The following is a 16,672-nucleotide window of genomic DNA, read 5'->3' on the forward strand; positions in this document are numbered from 1 at the left end:
GAGCGAAAGGCGGCAATAGCAGTCGCGTTTTTCAACACAGGTGCATTGAGGATCAAGTATGTTGAATGTTGACCAGCCCCCCACAACCACACGCGAACCCAGTGAATACGGGAGCCTGGTCGCGATGGGGACTCACTTGCTCGATGTGATTCCGGGGGCAATTTACCTCTGTGACCGCGACGGGTGGCTCGTCAGGTTCAACAGCGAAGCGGTTAGTTTGTGGGGACGAACACCAGCCCTCGGTAAGCATGGCGACCGCTATTGCGGCTCATATCGACTTTATACGACGGACGGCGCGCCATTGGCGGTCGACGAATGTCCGATGGCTTCCACGCTCAACGCTGGCCTGTGTGCGCGTAATCAGGAAGTCTTGATCGAGCGCCCTGACGGATCTCGCTTCGTAGCGCTCATGAATGTCCGCACGCTTAGCGATCGCCATGGACGAATCCAGGGCGCGATCAATTGCTTTCAGGACGTCTCGGCGCACCACGCAATATCCGAAGAGCTGCGACGCAAAAGTTCCGACCTTGAAGACTTTTTCGAAAACAGCGCCGTGGGCCTGCATATTGTCAGCGGCGAAGGCATTATCCTGCGCGCTAATAAAGCCGAGTTATCGCTGCTGGGCTATTGCGCGGACGAATACATCGGCCGTCATATCACTGAATTTCATGTGGATGAACCGGTCATCGGCGACATCCTCCATAAACTCGGCAGCGGCGATTGCCTGAACAGCTACCCGGCGCGCCTGCGGGCCAAGGACGGCAGCATCAGGCACGTAGCGATTACCTCGAATGGGCGATTCGAAGACGGCAAGTTCTTCAACACACGTTGCTTCACGATTGACGTGACCCGCGTGCATGACGCCGAAACCGGGCGCCAGGAGAGCGATGACCGGCTGGCGGCGACCTACGAGGCGGCGACCATCGGCATTGCCGAGGCTGGCGAGGACGGTCGCCTGCTGCGGGTCAACGATGCCCTTTGCACCATGCTCGGGCGCCCTCGTGAGCAATTGCTGGCGATGACCTTCCTGGACTACACCCACCCAGACAGTGTCGAGCAGGACGCGGCGTTATACGCACGACAGGTGGCGGGTGAACTGGACAACTACGTGTTGCGCAAACGCGCGTTCAAGCTCGATGGCCAGGCGCTTTATCTGGATGTTCATAGCTCGTCGGTCAGGGCGCCGGATGGCCGGTTCCGCTATGGTGTGCGGGTCATTCAGGACGTCACGCTGGCCCGAAAAATGGAAAACCGGGTGCGTGAAAGCGAGCGGCACATGCGCGATCTGCTCGAGGCGCTGCCGGCAGCGGTCTACACCACCGACGCCGAAGGGCGTATCACTTTTTATAATCGTGCGGCCGTCGAGTTGTCGGGACGCACGCCGCAACTGGGCGACCTGTGGTGTGTCACCTGGAAACTGTTTAACACCGACGGCTCTTTTCTGCCTCACGACCAATGCCCGATGGCCGTGGCACTCAAGGAAAACCGCGCCATACGCGGCGTCGAGGCCGTCGCCGAGCGCCCGGATGGCACCCGCGTGTCTTTCACGCCGTATCCGACCCCGCTGCACGACGCCGATGGCAATCTTATCGGCGCGATCAACATGCTTGTGGATATCACCGAGCGAAAGCAGGCCGAAGACCGACAAAAGAACTTGATCGATGAACTCAATCATCGGGTCAAGAACACTCTGGCCACGGTCCAGTCCCTGGCGTCCCAGACCGCGCGTAACGCGCAGGATGCCAGGGACGGCTACACCCGGTTCGAAGCCCGGCTGCTCGCCTTGTCGCGTGCCCACGACCTGCTGACGAAGCGGCATTGGGGCCTTACGCCGCTGGAAGTGCTGGCCCAGGAAGTGTTGGTGCCGGTGTTTGGCCATGACCCCGGCCGCGTGGTGATCGCCGGTGATGCCATTGAGGTCGACACCCGCGTCGCCCTGAACCTGACCATGACGCTCAACGAACTGGCGATCAACGCCCTCAAATACGGAGCGATGTCCACCGACACCGGGACACTCTCGGTGAGCTGGAGCGTGCGACCCCAGCCCAGCGGCGCGCTGCTCACCGTGGACTGGCGCGAACAAGGTGGGCCTTCGGTATCCACGCCGGAGCGCGAAGGCTTGGGGTCGCGGTTGATGAAGCGCTGCATCGAGCGTGATCTAGGCGGTTCGTTCGAACTTGACTTCGCCCCTGAGGGCGTTCACTGCCGCTTCTCGTTTATGCTCGCTGAGAACCAGACATGACCACGTTCCCAGGCACCAGAGTGCTTCTGGTTGAAGACGAGGGCACCATCGCCATGTTGATCGAGGAAATGCTCGAAGACCTGGAGTGCACCGTAGTCGCCTCCGTGGCCCAACTCGCCAAGGCGATACACGTGGCAGGGGTGGTGGATGTCGACTTGGCGATCCTCGACGTGAACCTGGCTGGAGAATACGTCTTCCCAGTGGCGCGGATTCTGCGCGCACGCCACATTCCGTTTTTGTTCAGTACGGGCTATGGCGGCAGTGGCCTGCCGGAAGAGTTCAGGGGCTGTCCGGTCTTGCATAAGCCATTTGCGGAAAAGGATCTGCGGTTGAAAATTGCGCTGACGCTGGAGTCTTAGGTAACACCCACGGTGTTGCGCAGGTAACGGGCCGGTGAGGTGCCCAGGGTTTTACGAAACATCGTGATGAACGAGCTGACTGACTCGTAGCCGAGCGCTTCAGCGGTTCTCTGCACTGATTGCCCTTCGGCCAGGCTTTGCAGGGCGACGATGATCTGCCATTGCTTGCGCCATTGTCCGAAGGTCAGGCCGGTTTCGGCTTTTACCAGGCGGGCCAGCGAGCGTTCACTCATGGCCACGTGGCGTGCCCAGTTCGCCATGGTGGCGCGGTTGGCGGGATCTTGCGCCAGGGCTCGGGCGATGGTACGCAACGGGTTTGAGGCGGGTAGAGGCAGGTAGAGTTGTTCGGTGGGGGCCAGTTCAAGCGCTTCGAGCAGTACGTGGGCCAATCGAGCAGTGCGTGAATCGGCCGGGTAATCCTGAGCCTGGCCGCTCAGGTGCAGGATCAGCTCAAGGATCAATGGCGACAGCGCCAAGGTACAGCAGCGATCCGGCAGCGATGCAGCGCCGGGCTCCACGAACAGAAAACACACCTGCCCGTTGGCTGTCACGCGGTTGCTATGGGCGACGCCCCCCGGGATCCACACGCCGAACCCTGACGGCACCATCCACACGCCATCTTCCACCGTACACACAATGCCACCGCAACACGCCACCACCAGTTGCCCCTTGCGGTGCTTGTGTACGGCAGACTCGCTGTCGTTGCGCTGGGGTTCCAGCATCAGCGCTACGGCGGGCTGGGAAAGGGTGTCGTACTCAAACTGATCGACTTGGATCTGTGCCATGCAAGGTCATCCAGGGTTGTCCGGATTTGATTATATTTTGGCAGTGTACTCAATATCGGCAGTGGCAGTAATTCCCTAGCATCACCTACAAGCCTTGCCTTCCTTGGGCGGGCGACTGCTAGAACCTTCCGAATCCCGGTGCTTGCCATGCTTAGCGAAATCTCGATTGCCAACCTCTACTTTCCGCCCTTGTTGATCTACCTGGGTGCGTCCCTCCTGGCCTACCGGCTGATCGAACGTCTGGCCGGTCGCTGGCTGGACCGAGCGTGGCACCCGGCGCTGGCGCGTTTTTTTGTCTCGCTCATCGTCGTGTCGACGATGGTCGTCCATTGCTGAGCGAGGCCGCGCATGTCTATCGTCAAACTGCTTAAAACTGCCGCCACCGTGGGGCTTGGCGTGCTGGCCCTGGTGTTTTGCCTGCAACTCTGGCGGGCTTACGTGCTGGCGCCCTGGACGCGGGATGGGCGGGTGAGTGCGCAGGTGATCCGCATTGCGCCCGAGGTGTCCGGCCAAATCGATCAGTTATGGGTCAGTGACAACCAATGGGTGGCAAAGGGTGCTTTGCTCTATCGCATCGATACGTGTGCTTATCGATTGACCCAGCAGCAGCGCGCAGCGCAATTCGCAGAAGCGCGGAGTGTGTTCGAGCAGCGCAGTGCGCAATTCAAGCGGCGCGCGCAACTGGGCGGCGCCATCGCCCGGGAAGAGATCGACAACGCGGCGCGTGACTTGGCCGTGGCCCAGGCGCGCCTGGATGCGGCGCGCAGCCAGTTGGCCCAGGCCCAGCTCGACCTTGACCGCACGACTGTGCGTTCGCCAGTGGACGGCTACGTCACGCAACTGCGGTTGCAGCCCGGTGACTATGCTCAGGCGGGTGCTACCAACCTGTTCGTGGTCGACGCTCATAGTTTCTGGATCACGGGCTATTTTGAAGAAACCAAGCTGCCGGGTGTACTCATCGGCGCACCGGTGTCGATCAAGCTGATGGGCTTTGACCCGTTGCTGCAAGGCCACGTGGCAAGCCTGGGCAGAGGCATTGCCGACACCAATGAGTTGCGCAACGACAGCGGCTTGCCCCAGGTGAGCCCGACCTTCAGTTGGATTCGTCTGGCCCAGCGAGTGCCCGTGCGCATCGAGTTGGACAAAGTGCCGGACGGGGTAGAGTTGGCGGCGGGCATGACCGCCAGTGTCGAAGTGACGCAGCCGGGCGCCGCAGCGCGCTGGCGACTCACCCAATGGCTGCAGGCGTTCATGTGATGACTGGCCTGGCGACACGCTTTTTCGCGGCGATCCCTCGGCCCTGGACGTCCGCCACGCTTGCCTACGTGCTGCGCAGTATCCTGGCGGCAAGCCTGGCACTCTGGCTCGGTTTCCAACTGCATCTGGATTCGCCATTCTCGGGTGCGTCCACGGTGTTGTTGCTGGTGCAGCCCATCCAAGGGGCAGTGCGAGGCAAGGGTGTGTACCGGATGCTGGGCACCCTGGTCGGCATGGTCGCAGCCTTTGTGCTGATGGGGCTGTTCGCGCAACAGATGCTGTTGTTCATACTGGGCGTCGGTATATGGCTGGGCCTGTGCGTCGGTGCAATGACGGTTTTGCGTCATTACCAGGCCACCGCGGCAGTGGTGGCGGGCTATACGGTGTGTTTGGCGCTGGGCCCTGCCATCGTCGCCCCGGAACAGGGCTTCGACCACATCATCACCCGTGGCACGGCGGTAGCGCTCGGCGTGCTCAGCTTGAGCCTGGTAGCGACGCTGTTCAGCGCCAAGACCATGGCGCATAAAGTTCGAAGCTCGCTGATCGACGCCTGTGCGCGCAGCGCCCGGCTGCTCGCGGCAAGCCTTGTGGGCGAAGAGCCTGCGCAGCTGGCGACGCAACGGCACCAGCTCGCGATCGATATCAGCAAGGTGGACGACCAGCTTGGGCTCGGCCGTGGCGAATCGTCGCTGATCCGCTCGCGGCAGCTGGCGATTCAGGCCGGCCTGGCGCATCTGCAGTCGGCTGTGCTCGACGTGCACCCGGACGACCCCGACCCCGCAATCGACCCCGCGTTGCGCGCCCGCATAAGCACAGGCTTGCAGCAACTGAGTGAATGCCTGGCGCAGGCTCGCTGCGACTTTCGCGCCGCGGCCGCGACACTGGAGCAACTGCGTCGCTGGGTGGATGATTGCGCCCACTCAAGCCCACACCTGCGGTTGCGCAGCGAACGCTTGGACGACCAATTGGCGGACTTGGGCGAGGCCCTGTTGAACTTCGCCAGCCTCGACCAGGCTCGCCGCGCACCGGTACGCGCCGTGGGGTATCACCGCCATTACGCGGATGCGGCGCGAAACGGCATCCGGGCACTGCTCGCCATACTGAGTGTGGGTGCGATCTGGTATTTCAGCGGCTGGGATCAAGGGCCCACATTACTGGCGGTGCTGGGGCCGTACTGCACCCTGGTGGCGACAGCTGCCGCGCCAGCCCAAGGTATCAACGGTTTTATCCGCGGCACGCTCTACGCGATTGTGGCGGCGGCGCTGTGCAAATTCCTGTTGATGCCACAGATCAACGGCTTCCCTCTGTTGTTGCTGGTCATGGCAGGCTTCTGGTCGTTCGGCATCCATGCCACGAGCCAGCCGCGCCATGCCCTGCAAGGGGTTGCCTACCTGATCGGCTTCAACACCTTGGTCAGCACCGGCATGACCGCCACCTACGATTTCGTCGGTTTCGCCAACCAGGCGCTGGCCTGGATCGTAGCGATGATTGTGTGCCTCCTGGCGTTTCAGATCCTGCCCAAAGATCCAGCCAGGCAGGTACGCGCATTGACACGTGCGCTGCACCGGCACACACGCCTGCTGCTACGCCAGGCAAATACAATCGATCATGCTCAATGGCAAGCGGAGCAACAACACCGGTTAGTTACGTTGAAGAGTTTGCTTGGCGCTGATCACCCGCACGCTGACCCGGCGGGCTACTTGTCGCTGCAACTGAGCAAGCAATTGAATCGGCTACAGCGCAAAGCCAGCGGTATTGATCCGGCATCTCCCGTGGCCCGATGCGTGCAAAGCGGTGCGCGGCGGGTTGCACGATATGCCCATCATCCCGCGATCGGCGCCGCACAGGCGCGGCGCACATCCCGATCGTTGAGCAGGCTTGGTGCGCCTCATCTGGCGAGCGGATATCAGCACTTGGCGCAGCTGCTGGAGCAATACGCGAACCTGGTGCTTTAGGGCTAACATGAGTCAATACTCATGCTCAGCGCTTACTGCTAACTCGCCGGATACCTAATTTATGAGAGATCTGCCGCCCACCGCGACCTTGCGCGCCTTCGAAGCCGCCACTCGCCACCCGACCTTTACCGCGGCCGCGCAGGAGTTGCATGTTACTCAGAGCGCGGTCAGCCACCAGCTCAAGCACCTGGAAGCGCTGTGGGGCCTGGCGTTGTTCGAGCGTGGCCAGTCGTTACGCCTGACCCCGGCGGGGGCTACCCTGGCGCCCATCGTGCGCGAATTCTTCATGAGCCTGGAGGCGACCCTGGCCGACCTGCGCGAGCAAAAGGGCAGGGTACGGCTCAAGGTCAGCACCACCTATTCCTTTGCCTTGAAATGGCTGCTGCCACGCTTGCCGAACCTCGCTCGCCAGCACCCCGAGCTGCTGGTTGCGCTGGACACCACGGACGACGTCATCCACTTTTCCGACGCCCAAGCGGATGTCGCGGTCCGGCTGGGCAAGGGGAACTACCCGGGCCTGTATTCGGAGTTTTCGTTCGGCGAGCAGGTGTTTCCGGTGGCCAGCCCCGAACTGTTGCGGCGCCTTGGCACCCCGGGCAGCCCCGCCCATTTATTGGACTTCCCGCTGCTGGCCCGCGATGGCGCCGAGCTGGCACCGAAATGGGAGGTCTGGTTTCAAGCGGTGGGGCTGGCTTTTACGCCGCTCAGGGAAAGCGTCAGGTTTGGCGACACCAACATGACCGTCGAGGCGGCCTTGCTCGGCCATGGCATCGCGTTGGTGCGCAGCGGGCATGTGGAGCAGGAAATAAGTGACGGTCGCTTGGTGCGCCTGTTCGATGTGCCGTTCCCGTCACCGCTTGCCTACTATTTTGTGTGCCCCAAGGGCATCGAAACCCAGCCGCATATCCTCAGCTTTCGTCAATGGCTGATGAGCGAGGCGCTGAAAGTGCAACGGGTGGATCAATGAGGTATGAGTATCTGTTCATGCTGTGATGAGCAGACTTCGCTGTAAGCCAAGGGCTTGGCTTGCCTAAGATGGCGCATGTCTACTCATATCATCTTCCTGGTGCTGTTCGCCGCCCTGCTTCATGCCAGCTGGAACGCGCTATTGCGTGGTGGTGCCGACCGGCTATGGTCGATGACTGTCATGTGCATGGCCATTGCCTTCACCAGTCTCATCGCCGCTACGTTCATGGTGACGCCGGCGATTGAGAGCTGGGGCTATGGGGTGCTTTCGGCGTTGCTGCATGTCGGTTACAACCTGTTCCTGGTGCGCAGCTACCGGGTGGGCGACCTGGGGCAGATCTATCCGATTTCCCGGGGCTCGTCGCCGGCGCTGATCACCCTGGGGGCTGCGGTATTTGCCGGGGAACGCATTGCGCCCGTCGAGTTGCTGGGGATTGCACTGGTGTCAGGGGCGATTATTTCCCTGGCTTTCAGCGGGCGTCGGTTGTCGGTTCCCAGCCTGCCTTATGCGCTGGGAACGGGCTGTTTCATCGCGGCCTACAGCGTTGTCGACGGTATCGGCGCCAGGCTCTCCGGCGCGCCGCTGGCCTATACCGTATGGATGTGCGCGTTGTGGGGCGTGATGATGCCAGCGGTGTACATCGGCCTGCGCGATGCCCGCAGTTTATTAAGCCTGCGCCCCGGTACCTTGGCCGCGGTGGTCGGCGGGCTGGTGTCTTTGCTGGCCTATGCAATCGTGATCTACGCGATGAACGAAGCGCCGTTGGGCGCGGTATCGGCATTGCGCGAAACCAGCGTGTTGTTCGCGATGTTGATTGGCTACTTTTTTCTTGGCGAAACCCTTACCGCGCGCAGGGTCCTGGCGTGCGTGGTGATCGCCGGCGGCACCCTCATCATCGGCTGATACAGCCATCATCCAAAGAGGTATTTTCAATGGTTGACGTCTCGCAGGCACCGCTGATCCTGATCACCGGTGGCAGTCGCGGAGTGGGTGCCGCGACCGCCCGGCCATCGACCGCAGGTTCGGGCGCCTCGACGTACTGGTCAATAATACCTGCGTGCTGACGACTCAGTCGCGTCTGGAGGACCTGAGCCTGGAGCGCATGCAGCGCATCTTCGCGGTCAACGCCATCGGCCCGATGCCCGTGTGGTTAAAGGTGAGCACTGGTAGAACGGTGCCGGGCCCTGGAGGTTGCTTGCACTGGCCCTGAAGCATCGGTTGTTTCACTTGAGGCGAGTGTGGCAGAGGTTGAAGGCGCGATAGATGATCTTGAGCAGGCGCTGTTGAGTTTTCAGCAGGGTGGGGCGTGAGCCGTATGGTCTGGTTCAAGCCGAGGCGAGGCTGTTGGTGTAGGAAATTTCTGTGGGTGCTATTGCTGCAGTGCAAGCAGAGTGCTTGTATGCTTGCGCCCAGAAACCGGTGGCCTCTGTAAGTGCCGACGTTCGAATGATGGCTGGACTGGAAACCGGACTTCCTTAAGGTGCTGACGTGAAGCGCGATACCCGCCTTGTGATGCTTTTGCTGTTGGTGATTGGTTGCTCCCTGACCTCGTTGACGATCTGGAAGGTTCTGTCTTCGCGTGAGCGCGCGCTGGCGGAAGTGGATGTGCATGGTTTGAACCTGACCCAGGCACTCAATACCTATACCGAAGGTATCGTCCGGCAAAGCGCGCTGTTGTTGCTGGGCCTGGTCGAGCGCCTCGAAACCGAAGGCAGTGGCCCTGTGCAAATCGAGCGTATCCATGCGCTGATCAACCGCCAGCAGCCGCTGATGCCGCAGCTCAGTGGCATCACGGTGTATGACCGTCAGGGCGGCTGGTTGATGTCCTCCAACCGGCGGATTCCAGAGGGGGCCAATAGCAGCGATCGCGCCTATTTCATTCATCATCGCGACGATCCGAGCCCCGAGCCGTTCATTGGTCCACCGATTCAGAGCCGTGCCAATCAGGAATGGGTGGTTACCGTCAGCCGCCGATTCAATGATGCATCGGGCAATTTTGCCGGGGTGGTCGCGGTGACGCTGGGGGTGGAAAACTTTCTGCGCGTGTTCGGCAAGCTTGACGTTGGCCAGGAGGGTGCCATCGGCTTGTCCTACACCGACGGCACGTTGCTGGTGCGCTATCCCTTCCGTGAACAGGACATGGGGCGCAATTTTTCCAAGTCGCCTATCTATGCAAAGTATTTCGATCAGCCTTTCGGCACCACCGCGCATACCTCCAGCCTGGATGGTGTGGAGCGGCTATATGCCTTTCGCAAAAGCGAAACGCTGCCGCTGATTACCACCGTCGCGCTGGGCAAGCATGAAGCCCTCGCGGCGTGGCGCATCGAGGCGGCACTGTCGGCAGTCGTGGTGGCGGGCTTGCTGGGGTTGACCGGGCTGATCGGCTGGTTCCTGATCCTGGATATTCGCCGGCGAACCGCGGCGGAAGAGGCGCTGCGCGTCGCCCAGCAACAGTTGCTCGATTCCAATCGTCAATTGGCGTTCCTGGCGATGAAGGACGCGTTGACCGGTTTGGCGAACCGCCGTTGTTTCGATGAAACACTGGCTCTGGAAGCACGCCGGGCGCAGCGCGAAGGCACGTCGCTGGCGTTGTTGATGATCGATATCGACCATTTCAAACGCTACAACGATGCCTTCGGTCACGTGGTCGGCGACACTTGCTTGCAGAGGGTCAGCAGGCTATTGGAACGATGCGCGCGACGACCGTCAGACCTGGTGGCGCGTTATGGCGGTGAGGAAATGGCGATCATCATGCCCGGCACCGACAGCGAAGGCGCGGCGGTGGTCGCGCAACGGATCCTTGACTCGCTGCAGCACGAAAACATCACGCACCCAGGCAGCCCGTTCGGTTACGTCAGTGTGAGTATCGGTATTGCGACGGGCACGGGTTTGCGTCTGGAACCGCCGCTCGGATTGATCGAGGCGGCTGATCAGGCGCTTTACTCGGCGAAGGCTGCGGGACGCAATGGATTTTCCCTGCAAGCCACGGGGCCTTGATTGTCTGCTCTAACCTCACATACCCAGCGTCGGAATCATCACTTCACCACACTCCATGAGTTGGCCTGCCGTGACTTCCAATTGCGCAGTGGGCTTGGCCGCATAGCCAGCGATGAAGCCGGCGCTTAGCAGTAAAAGGCACAGGAAGGCTTTTCTCAGAATCATGCGCGCAGTTCTCAAATTAGGTCGCAAGGGAAATGCACAGATTGTGTATTCGAGAAAAGGTTCCTGAACAAGGCTTCAAACCGATAACTGATCACCAATAGGCAGACGCCGAATACGCGTGCCGGTGGCCGCCGCCAGGGCATTGACCAGCGCAGGCGCCAGCGGTGCCACTGGCGGTTCGCCAATGCCGGACGGCACGCTTGCCGACGGCACGATATGCACCAGCACCTCAGGCATTTCATAGATGCGCAGGGGCTCGTTGTTGTGGAAGTTGGATTGGTCGACCTTGCCGTCGGTCAACGTGATCGCTTCACGCAGGGCCGCGGAGAGCGCGAAACCCACCGAACCTTCAACCTGAGCGCGAATGACATCGGGGTTGACCGCAATGCCGCATTCCACCGCGCAGACCACACGGTCCACTTTGAAGGTACCATCGCGTTGCACGGTCACCTCGGCCACCTGGGCTACCACCGAGCCAAAGGCTTCATGCAACGCCACGCCCCGGCCCCGACGCTCGTCCTGTTTGCCGGGTGCCAACGGCTGGTCCCAACCGGCCTTCGACGCTACCAGCTTGAGCGCTTCAAGGTGACGGGAGTGCCCCTCAAGCATTGCCAGGCGCCAGGCCACCGGATCCTGCCCGGCCATTTGGGCGAGCTCGTCGAAAAAGCATTCGGTGGAAAACGCGTTATGGGAATGGCCCACTACCCGCCACCACTGTATCGGTATCGGGATATCGTCGGGGGTGTGCAGGTCCACGCGCAGATTGGGGATTCTATACGGCAGCGTCGACCCGCCCTCTACCGAGGTGGAGTCGATGCCATCCTTGATGAAGGCGGCGAAGGGCGAGCCGGCGAATACGGACTGGCCCACCAGGCGGTGCTGCCAGGCGATCAGTCGGCCTTGCTCATCCAGGCCGGCGCTCAAGCGGTGGTGATACATCGGTCGGTAGTGGCCGGCCTGCATGTCGTCCTCGCGAAGCCACACCAGCTTCACCGGGGCCTTGCCATCGATGGCCTTGACGATGTGTGCGTTCTCCAGCACGTAGTCCGCGTCCTTGCTCGCCCGCCGACCGAAACTGCCGCCGGCGTACAGCGTGTGCACGCGAACCTGCGCAGGTGGCAAGTCGAACAACTGCGCCAGCACCTTCTGCACATGTGACTGCATCTGCGCGCCATGCCAGGTGTCGCAGCCGTCCTTGGTCAAGCTGACCACGCAGTTCATCGGCTCCATGGCCGAATGGGCGAGAAACGGAAAATCGTACTCGGCGTGCAGCGTCCGCGCCGCGCCTGCCAGACCGGCGATGACGTCACCTTCGTCGCGCGCAATTGTGCCCTGGGTTTTGGCCAGTTCGCGATAACGTTCGAGCATCTGCCCGGAGCTTTGCTTGAACGCGCCGCTTTCGTCCCACTCAACCGTCAGGGCGTCACGGCCTTTCTTGGCGCTCCAGGTGTCTTTTGCCACCACCGCGACACCGCTGGGGACCTGCACCACATGCATGACGCCGGGGAGGGCCAGGGCCGCCCTGGCATCGAAGGATTTCACCTTGGCCCCGAAGCGCGGCGCATGGGCGACCACTGCGGTGAGCATTCCAGGCAAATGAATGTCCTGGGTGTAAATCGCCTTGCCATTGACCTTGTCGGCCGAATCCTTGCGCGCAAGGCGCTGGCGCCCGATCAGTTTGAACGCACCGGGCTCCTTGAGCTTGACCTCGGCGGGTACCGGTTGTTCGCCGGCGAGCTTGGCCAACTGGCCCAGTGTCGCCTGTTTGCCTGACGCCGGGTGCCGAACCACACCATCAGCGACCTCGATTTCCTGCGCCGGCACCTTCCACAACCAGGCCGCGGCAGACACCAGCATGGCGCGTGCGGTGGCGCCGGCTGTACGCAGTTGCTCCCAAGAATTGGCGATGGAACTGCTGCCGCCAGTGCCTTGCATGCCCAACAGCGAGTTGTTGTAACGCGATTCGGCCGGGGCGCTTTCCACGCGCACCTGTGCCCAGTCGGCATCCAACTCCTCGGCGACCAGGGTCGCCAGGCCGGTGTAGGCCCCCTGGCCCATTTCCAGGTGCTTGGAGATGACGGTGACGACGTTGTCCTCGCCGATGCGCAGGAAGGCGTTGGGCTCGAACGTGCCCTGGCGGCCTTTGCCGCTGGTGCCATCGGCCACCGACCAGGGCAAGTACATGGCCAGGGTAAGGCCCGCCGTACCCTTGAGGAAGCGACGGCGGCTTTGGTTTTCGATAGACCGGATCATGCTGATTACCTCGTTGCTCAGGCCAGCGACTTGGCCGCTTCATGGATGGCCGCACGAATACGTACATAGGTGGCGCAACGACAGACGTTGCCCCCCATGGTCCGGTCGATGTCGGTATCGGAAGGTGCGCGATTGGTTTGCAGCAAGGCCACGGCACTCATGATCTGGCCGGATTGGCAATAACCGCACTGCACCACGTCGAGGCGCTGCCAGGTGTCCTGGACCACTTTGCCAGTCGGGGTCTGGCCGATACCTTCGATGGTGACGATCCTGGCCCCGGTTGCTGCCGACACGGGCGTAACGCAGGCGCGTACGGCCTGGCCATTGAGGTGTACCGTACAGGCCCCGCACAGCGACATGCCGCAGCCGAATTTGGTGCCGGTCAGTTGCAAGGTGTCGCGCAGCACCCACAGCAATGGCGTATCGGGGGCGACGTCGACACGCATGTCCTGGTCATTGATATTAAGCGTGATCATCAAGGAGTTCTCCGACTCGTTAGTATTGCAACGGCTTATTCAGGGCAGGGCTGGCCTGCGGCGCCCCACACGGTCATGTCCTGCACGTGCGTCTCGAAGCTGCCGGGTGGGGTGGAGCGTCCAGGCCCTGGCGCCCAGGCCCAGGGAATGAAGCCGTCGACCTTGGCGTCATGGTGCAGGTGCTCGACCAGGCCCGCCGCATCCCGACCGCCGTTGCGCTTGGGGTCTCGCAGTTGTGTACAGATTTGGGCGCCGGTCTTTGCGAACCACTCGAAGGCCACCGGGGCAAGCTGCCACGGCAGGCCGACGTGGGGCGGCATATGTGCGGCGACGTTCGGCGTGGCGGAACTGGCGTGACAGCTTGAACAAGACAGGGTCTCCACGCCGATTCGCGAGTCGCCGGCGTGGACGTTCATGCCGTGCGGGCGGGTCTTGTTCTCGCCGGCTATCGTCCACATGGGAATGTTATCGGGGCCGACGTGGCAGTTGGCGCAACGCGGATGCGTCACCACCGCCTCGATCCGCTGCCAGGCTTTCAAGCCTTCGGCTTTACTGACGCTACCGGCAGCGGGCAGGGGAGCGCCTGTGCTGTCGGCCAGCGCCATGCTTGAAATGGGCAACGCCAGGAGAAAGGCGATCAGTCCTGTTTTCATAATTATGGTCCTTCAGGCGAACTCACGGTGCAAGACAGGCAGGTTAGGTGAGCCGCGCGGCCAGCGTTTGCACAAAAATGACGATTACTTGCCTGAACCGCAGGATTGGGCAAATCAGCATTTTTACCGGCAATACTTACTGCTACCCTTTGTCGATTCAGGCAGGTAATTCGCCAAGGCAGGGTGATTCGATTGAAAGACGCAGGTATGTCCCCGATTGCAGAGTTGTCTAACGCTATCGAGCGCTTTGCCAGGACCGACGGTGACTTTGCAACGGCGCTGCCCGCGCTGACGTTGCACCGCCGGCACGGTGTCAGCGAGCCGATGCCGTGCATCTACAGCCTGGGCGTGGGCATCATTACCCAGGGCCACAAGCACATCATGGTCGGTGACAGGTTATTCAATTACGGCCCTGGTCAACTGATGCTGTCGACCTTCGACCTACCGGTCACTGCCCACGTCACACGCGCCTCACGACGCGAGCCACTGCTGGGCATGATGTTGACCCTGGACATTGCGCAGATCGCCCAAGTGGCCTTCGAAATGGAGTCGACCCTGTCGCCCGAGGCCGGCTACGAACCTATCTCCGTCAACGTGCTGCAGCCGGCGCTGCTGGATGTCTTGTTGCGACTGGTGAGGCTGCTGGATGAGCCGCAACTGGTTGCGTCGCTCGCACCGCTGCTGCAACAGGAAATCATTGTGCGTTTGCTGGCAGGCCCTCAGGGCGCCCAATTGCGGCATATCATCGGCGACGGTACGCCGCGTCAGCGCATGGCGAAGACGCTTTCCTGGTTCAGGAAAAACTTCAAGCAAGCCTTGAGCCTGGACGCTCTGGCGGCACACGCGCATATGAGCCCAGCGACATTCCGTCAGCATTTTCGCGATATCACCGGCATGAGTCCTTTGCAGTTCCAGAAGCAGATGCGTCTGCAGGAAGCGCGGCAACTGATGCTCAATCAGGCCTTGGACGCAGGCCAGGCGAGCAGCCTGGTGGGCTATGAAAGCGCCTCGCAATTCAGCCGCGAATACAAGCGACTGTTTGGCGCGCCGCCCTTACGGGATATCCGGCGTATGCGTGATGGGGCGGATGCGGCTCAATAAAGGCTGATGGCAGCCACCCTGGCTTTTAGTCCCAGTCCTATTTGTTTCTTTTTTGGCGCTGATAAGCTTTTTCCCTGAAGAAATAGTCTCGGGAAAATCCTTGTCATGATCCTAAATGTCGCCGTGCCCAACGAGTTCAGCGCGTTACGTGTAATCACGCTGGCATCCGATGCGGCGTGCGCACATCGGCTTGCATCCGCCTTGAGTGGCTTGGGCGTTCTGCCTCTGGCCAACGTCGACTCCCTGGATGCGCTGCAAGCGTGGCTGGATGATTATCCGGTCGATGTCATCGTGTGTGAAATTCGTCCTGAATGCGGCGATGGCTTGATGTTGCCGAGCTTGCTCAAGGCCCGTCACGAGTCAGGCAAACTGGCCCAGTTTCCAGGCATTTTCTGGATGGGCGAAACCACGCTGGGCGCGCCGGGTGGGGCCGCTGACGGTGCACGTACGTCTGCACGTGAAAGGTCGGCCAAGCCGCTGTGGGTCAAGTACATGGGTGGAGTCGCCGTCAGCGCCCTGGAGTCCCATGCCCGTTTGGCGAGGGCGGCGGGCATTTTCGTCGAGATCGTGCGCGAAGGCGGCACCCTGGACCTGGGCGATGCATTGCGCGCCACGGTACTGACCCGCGTGCAACCCGACCCCTCGCTACGCAAAAACACCTTCGACGCCCTGGCCGAAGATGAGGTGATCCATGCGCTGACGACCGGCGACGGGCTGCGCTTTGTGTTTCAACCGCAGTTCGAATTGCTCAGCCGACGCATTGTGGGGGCCGAAGCGTTGGTGCGCTGGAAGCACCCACGCTTTGGTGAAGTACCGCCTTCGGTACTGATGCCTTTGGTCAACCGCCTGGGCCTGGATTTGCTGTTGTTCAGCCTGGTGGAGATGTGGACGATCAAGGTCATGCTGTCGCTCAAACGCGCGAACATCCAGATTCCCATCGCCGTGAATGCTTCAGCCAAGACGATTTGTACGCCCAACTTCGCCGATCGCCTGGCGGCCAGAATGCGCCAGGCAGAGCTGCCCAATCGCCTGCTCAAGATCGAGCTGACCGAAGACGTCCCTGAACCCAATGAGCTGCACCTGTCGGCTTCGTTAACTGCGATTCGGGCCAAGGGTTTCCAGGTGTCGATGGACGATTTCGGTACCGGGGCGGCAACCTTTGCCTTACTGGCAAACCTGTCGTTTGACGAGATGAAAGTCGATGGCTCGTTTGTCCGGGGTGTCGAACAGCATTCCTCGTCGCGCAATGTCATCGCCGGCATCGTCAACTGGGCGCGGCTGCTCAACCTGAGCCTGGTGGCGGAGGGGATCGAGGATGAGTCGACGATCCCGCTGCTGCACCGTTTGGGCTGCCGGATCGGACAAGGCTATGCCTTGGCGCGGCCAATGGAAATCGATGCTTTCCTCAACTTTGTGATTCAACAGAGCAGTCCCGGTACATCGCTGGCTGAGTGAGCCCTAC

At 61.4% G+C, this 16,672-nt stretch carries 15 protein-coding genes and 1 pseudogene; 11 read left to right on the forward strand and 5 right to left on the reverse strand.

Annotation, left to right across the window (positions count from 1 at the left end; all coding sequences use genetic code 11):
* The first annotated feature begins 58 nt into the window (after positions 1 to 58).
* Entirely contained in the window at positions 59 to 2,242 is a 2,184-nt protein-coding gene (locus E4P00_RS04205; RefSeq protein ID WP_248130745.1) for a PAS domain S-box protein, read from the forward strand.
* Positions 2,239 to 2,601, forward strand: a complete 363-nt coding sequence (locus E4P00_RS04210) for a response regulator (protein ID WP_248130747.1) — start codon at positions 2,239 to 2,241, stop codon at positions 2,599 to 2,601. The genes E4P00_RS04205 and E4P00_RS04210 overlap by 4 nt, the downstream gene beginning before the upstream one ends.
* Here E4P00_RS04210 and E4P00_RS04215 read toward each other — a convergent pair.
* Positions 2,598 to 3,386 (reverse strand): helix-turn-helix transcriptional regulator, encoded by a 789-nt coding sequence (locus E4P00_RS04215; RefSeq protein WP_248130749.1) that lies wholly within the window; start codon positions 3,384 to 3,386, stop codon positions 2,598 to 2,600. The genes E4P00_RS04210 and E4P00_RS04215 overlap by 4 nt on opposite strands.
* Before the next feature lie 147 nt (positions 3,387 to 3,533).
* On the opposite strand from E4P00_RS04215, the gene E4P00_RS04220 reads away from it, so the two are divergent.
* From E4P00_RS04220 to E4P00_RS04250, 7 genes and pseudogenes are all read left to right on the forward strand, one after another.
* Positions 3,534 to 3,722, forward strand: coding sequence for a DUF1656 domain-containing protein (locus tag E4P00_RS04220; protein WP_032876622.1), 189 nt, complete (start codon positions 3,534 to 3,536; stop codon positions 3,720 to 3,722).
* Positions 3,723 to 3,734: 12 nt separating this feature from the next.
* On the forward strand, positions 3,735 to 4,643 hold the full coding sequence (locus E4P00_RS04225) for an HlyD family secretion protein (protein WP_248130751.1): 909 nt from the start codon (positions 3,735 to 3,737) through the stop codon (positions 4,641 to 4,643).
* Positions 4,643 to 6,598, forward strand: coding sequence for an FUSC family protein (locus tag E4P00_RS04230; RefSeq protein WP_248130763.1), 1,956 nt, complete (start codon positions 4,643 to 4,645; stop codon positions 6,596 to 6,598). Before E4P00_RS04225 ends, E4P00_RS04230 begins: the two co-directional genes overlap by 1 nt.
* A gap of 61 nt (positions 6,599 to 6,659) precedes the next feature.
* Complete coding sequence (gene gcvA / locus E4P00_RS04235; protein WP_248130753.1) at positions 6,660 to 7,565, forward strand: transcriptional regulator GcvA; 906 nt, start codon at positions 6,660 to 6,662, stop codon at positions 7,563 to 7,565.
* 75 nt (positions 7,566 to 7,640) lie between these two features.
* Positions 7,641 to 8,468, forward strand: a complete 828-nt coding sequence (locus tag E4P00_RS04240) for a DMT family transporter (RefSeq protein ID WP_078820991.1) — start codon at positions 7,641 to 7,643, stop codon at positions 8,466 to 8,468.
* Between the two features lie 29 nt (positions 8,469 to 8,497).
* Positions 8,498 to 8,706: pseudogene (locus E4P00_RS04245) on the forward strand (NAD(P)-dependent oxidoreductase); the annotation flags it as partial.
* Positions 8,707 to 9,053: 347 nt separating this feature from the next.
* Positions 9,054 to 10,562 (forward strand): sensor domain-containing diguanylate cyclase, encoded by a 1,509-nt coding sequence (locus E4P00_RS04250; RefSeq protein WP_078820992.1) that lies wholly within the window; start codon positions 9,054 to 9,056, stop codon positions 10,560 to 10,562.
* A 15-nt stretch (positions 10,563 to 10,577) separates the two neighbouring features.
* On the opposite strand, the gene E4P00_RS04255 is transcribed toward E4P00_RS04250, so the two are convergent.
* The 4 genes from E4P00_RS04255 to E4P00_RS04270 form a co-directional block, all read right to left on the reverse strand.
* A complete protein-coding gene (locus tag E4P00_RS04255; RefSeq protein ID WP_164699489.1) occupies positions 10,578 to 10,727 on the reverse strand; it encodes a hypothetical protein in 150 nt (49 codons plus the stop codon).
* A gap of 75 nt (positions 10,728 to 10,802) precedes the next feature.
* A complete protein-coding gene (locus E4P00_RS04260) occupies positions 10,803 to 12,980 on the reverse strand; it encodes a xanthine dehydrogenase family protein molybdopterin-binding subunit (RefSeq protein WP_194440459.1) in 2,178 nt (725 codons plus the stop codon).
* Positions 12,981 to 12,997: 17 nt separating this feature from the next.
* A complete protein-coding gene (locus tag E4P00_RS04265; protein ID WP_078820994.1) occupies positions 12,998 to 13,456 on the reverse strand; it encodes a (2Fe-2S)-binding protein in 459 nt (152 codons plus the stop codon).
* Positions 13,457 to 13,491: 35 nt separating this feature from the next.
* Complete coding sequence (locus E4P00_RS04270) at positions 13,492 to 14,109, reverse strand: hypothetical protein (RefSeq protein ID WP_078820995.1); 618 nt, start codon at positions 14,107 to 14,109, stop codon at positions 13,492 to 13,494.
* 207 nt (positions 14,110 to 14,316) lie between these two features.
* On the opposite strand from E4P00_RS04270, the gene E4P00_RS04275 reads away from it, so the two are divergent.
* Positions 14,317 to 15,210 carry an AraC family transcriptional regulator gene (locus tag E4P00_RS04275; RefSeq protein ID WP_122735686.1) on the forward strand — a complete coding sequence of 298 codons (894 nt, stop codon included), beginning with the start codon at positions 14,317 to 14,319 and terminating at the stop codon, positions 15,208 to 15,210.
* A gap of 105 nt (positions 15,211 to 15,315) precedes the next feature.
* Positions 15,316 to 16,665 carry an EAL domain-containing protein gene (locus tag E4P00_RS04280; protein ID WP_248130755.1) on the forward strand — a complete coding sequence of 450 codons (1,350 nt, stop codon included), beginning with the start codon at positions 15,316 to 15,318 and terminating at the stop codon, positions 16,663 to 16,665.
* Positions 16,666 to 16,672: the final 7 nt, after the last annotated feature.

The sequence above is a fragment of the Pseudomonas sp. B329 genome, from assembly GCF_023127835.1.
GTDB classification, from domain to species: Bacteria; Pseudomonadota; Gammaproteobacteria; order Pseudomonadales; family Pseudomonadaceae; genus Aquipseudomonas; species Aquipseudomonas synxantha_A.

What these genes read in the sequence shown, in the direction of transcription:
- E4P00_RS04205 (WP_248130745.1), top strand. Translation starts at nt 59, where the DNA reads ATGTTGAATGTTGACCAGCCCCCCACAACCACACGCGAACCCAGTGAA.
- E4P00_RS04210 (WP_248130747.1), top strand. Translation starts at nt 2,239, where the DNA reads ATGACCACGTTCCCAGGCACCAGAGTGCTTCTGGTTGAAGACGAGGGC.
- E4P00_RS04215 (WP_248130749.1), bottom strand. Translation starts at nt 3,386, where the DNA reads ATGGCACAGATCCAAGTCGATCAGTTTGAGTACGACACCCTTTCCCAG.
- E4P00_RS04220 (WP_032876622.1), top strand. Translation starts at nt 3,534, where the DNA reads ATGCTTAGCGAAATCTCGATTGCCAACCTCTACTTTCCGCCCTTGTTG.
- E4P00_RS04225 (WP_248130751.1), top strand. Translation starts at nt 3,735, where the DNA reads ATGTCTATCGTCAAACTGCTTAAAACTGCCGCCACCGTGGGGCTTGGC.
- E4P00_RS04230 (WP_248130763.1), top strand. Translation starts at nt 4,643, where the DNA reads ATGACTGGCCTGGCGACACGCTTTTTCGCGGCGATCCCTCGGCCCTGG.
- gcvA (WP_248130753.1), top strand. Translation starts at nt 6,660, where the DNA reads ATGAGAGATCTGCCGCCCACCGCGACCTTGCGCGCCTTCGAAGCCGCC.
- E4P00_RS04240 (WP_078820991.1), top strand. Translation starts at nt 7,641, where the DNA reads ATGTCTACTCATATCATCTTCCTGGTGCTGTTCGCCGCCCTGCTTCAT.
- E4P00_RS04255 (WP_164699489.1), bottom strand. Translation starts at nt 10,727, where the DNA reads ATGATTCTGAGAAAAGCCTTCCTGTGCCTTTTACTGCTAAGCGCCGGC.
- E4P00_RS04260 (WP_194440459.1), bottom strand. Translation starts at nt 12,980, where the DNA reads ATGATCCGGTCTATCGAAAACCAAAGCCGCCGTCGCTTCCTCAAGGGT.
- E4P00_RS04265 (WP_078820994.1), bottom strand. Translation starts at nt 13,456, where the DNA reads ATGATCACGCTTAATATCAATGACCAGGACATGCGTGTCGACGTCGCC.
- E4P00_RS04270 (WP_078820995.1), bottom strand. Translation starts at nt 14,109, where the DNA reads ATGAAAACAGGACTGATCGCCTTTCTCCTGGCGTTGCCCATTTCAAGC.
- E4P00_RS04275 (WP_122735686.1), top strand. Translation starts at nt 14,317, where the DNA reads ATGTCCCCGATTGCAGAGTTGTCTAACGCTATCGAGCGCTTTGCCAGG.
- E4P00_RS04280 (WP_248130755.1), top strand. Translation starts at nt 15,316, where the DNA reads ATGATCCTAAATGTCGCCGTGCCCAACGAGTTCAGCGCGTTACGTGTA.